This window comes from Actinophytocola sp. (genome assembly GCF_036002505.1).
GTDB lineage: Bacteria > Actinomycetota > Actinomycetes > Mycobacteriales > Pseudonocardiaceae > DASYTH01.
The window spans coordinates 1-1,965 of record NZ_DASYTH010000255.1 but is presented as its reverse complement, the minus strand read 5'-3'; the positions used below and the strand labels follow the sequence as shown (position 1 = coordinate 1,965).

Sequence of the window (1,965 nt, the reverse complement as noted above, 5' to 3'; positions counted from 1 at the left end):
AGGGTGGCCTGGGGGCGCGCGGCCAGGACCATGATGGAGGAGCGGCCGGTTCCGGCGCCGATATCGAGAACGCGGCCTTTGCCTTCCCGGAAGAAATTGGCGGTGGGCAGCGGCGGAACGCTGTTGATGTTGAACAGGAACGTGCTCATGAAGAGCGAGACGCCGGACCAGAGAACCAGAGCGGCGAACAGGACGATGGCTCCCTTGCCCCATTTCCGGGCGAGCGCCATCAGCAGAAGTGCGAGGGCGGGGACGAGGACCACGACGTGGCCGTAACTGACCCACCAGGGGTACCCGAAATCGATATGGGCGTTCACGATCACGGATTATGCCTCGCAGGCGCCGCACTTGTGCTCAATGGCGCTCTTCGGGGTCTTCCCAACATTGACGGGCTCAGGCTGGGGCAGCGGGGCCGACACCTCGCGCGCCAGGTTTGATTGGGAGCTCGTTGCTGGAGTTCGTGGAGCTGATGGGGATCGAACCCATGACCTCGTGAATGCCATTCACGAGGACTCCTGGCGCGCCAACTCGGTGGTTGTCCGAGAGCGGGGATGGCTATGCCGGCTCGCCTGCCGGCGGATTAACTACGTCGTCGCTCGGGGCACTCGGCGCGAACCCTCGAGTGGCTGTAGAGTGGCTGTAGGAAGCTGGTCTGCCCGTAAGTTGGTACGCCCGATAGGGCTCGAACCTATAACCTTCGGCTCCGGAGCTAAACGCGGGCCGGGGATGCCGTACAGTATCAGCACGTCCCCCGAGCCCTTCCCACCGCGCATTGCGCCGCCCTGGCGGCAGGCCCTGCTCATCGTGTTCCTCGCCTTGGCGGGCGCGTTCTGGCTGTTGCGGCCGGCTCCCAGCCGGCCCGGCGTGATCGTTCTCACCGTCGTGCTCTCGATCTTCGGCGTACTGGCGCGCCTTGTCGCCTTGCAGATCGCCGCGCACCTGAGCCGCCCGGAGGAGCGGTCGGCCACCGTCGTAATGCTGGGCATCGTAGCGGTCATCGTCGCCGTGGTCGCCTGGTGGGCCGTCTGGACGCTGCAGGGCCGCGAGTCAACCGGCCGCGCGCTGTTCCACCCGACCGCCGGCATGGCCTGGCACGGCGGCGAGACCGTCGAACTCGACCTGCCCGCGTCCTGGCGCGCTCGTTACAACCTCCGGCAGGACTGGCGCGAGGCCACGATCCTGGACGGGAGCGGTGTGCCGCAGTTCGAGCTCACCGTCGACATCCTGTCCGAAACCGGTGGGGCCGAACGCCGGGTGCGCACGCTCGGCGAGGCCTACGGGCGGCGCGGCGGCGCACCCGCGTGCGAGACACGCCGGAGCAGCCGCGGCGAGGTGCGCGCGTGCCGCGCGGTCCTGTCCCTGCCGTCGCCGTCGGCGATCTTCATCATGGCGTTGCGCGAACAGCGCGCCACGAGGTACACGTCCGCGGGCCACCTCGACTACGTGGAGGACTGGCAGGGCTCGATCGTCCAATTCTCGTTCCGCACCGTGCCGAGCCGCCTGGACGCCCTCGAGCCGGTGGCCTGGAAGGCCGTGGCTGGGGCGCACGTCTTCCGCCAGAGGTAATCCCGCTGATACGCCCCCGGCCCGGAGGGCAGCACCGGCACAGATCTTCCTCCTGCCGAGCGAGGACTCGGCGCTCCGCTGGGAAGGTTGCCGCCGCGAGGAACTCTGTCGCCACCAGGCCGTATACGAGGCCGACCAAGCTGCTCGCGGCCAGCAGCCTAGCGACGAGGAAAGACCCCCGCTCCCATGACAAGGCGAGCGCTCGATCAAGATCCCTGTCCGCTACCGGTCCGCTACCGAATGAGCGCGTCCTCGTAAGTTGGCGCGCCCGGAGGGATTCGAACCCCCTACCCCCAGGTTCGAAGCCTGGTGCTCTATCCGAGTGAGCTACGAGCGCGTGGGTCGAGCATAGCACGCCGCGACAGCCCGGATCTCGTCATCCGCCGGAGCGCTTGGACC

2 protein-coding genes and 2 tRNA genes are annotated in these 1,965 nt (G+C 68.0%); 1 reads left to right on the top strand and 3 read right to left on the bottom strand.

The genetic code is table 11. The annotated features are described in order from the left end of the window. Positions 1-317 (bottom strand): hypothetical protein (locus tag VGR06_RS22740; protein WP_327561126.1); only part of this gene is annotated, 317 nt, incomplete at its 3' end. 144 nt (positions 318-461) lie between these two features. Next, positions 462-542 (bottom strand) — tRNA-Ala (locus tag VGR06_RS22735). A gap of 184 nt (positions 543-726) precedes the next feature. Between VGR06_RS22735 and VGR06_RS22730 the strand changes: the two genes are divergently transcribed. Beyond that, positions 727-1,566 carry a hypothetical protein gene (locus tag VGR06_RS22730; RefSeq protein WP_327561125.1) on the top strand — a complete coding sequence of 280 codons (840 nt, stop codon included), beginning with the start codon at positions 727-729 and terminating at the stop codon, positions 1,564-1,566. Between the two features lie 260 nt (positions 1,567-1,826). Here the strand turns inward: VGR06_RS22730 and VGR06_RS22725 are convergent. Beyond that, positions 1,827-1,903 (bottom strand) — tRNA-Arg (locus VGR06_RS22725). Between the last annotated feature and the right edge of the window lie 62 nt (positions 1,904-1,965).

What these genes read in the sequence shown, in the direction of transcription:
- VGR06_RS22730 (WP_327561125.1), top strand. Translation starts at nt 727, where the DNA reads ATGCCGTACAGTATCAGCACGTCCCCCGAGCCCTTCCCACCGCGCATT.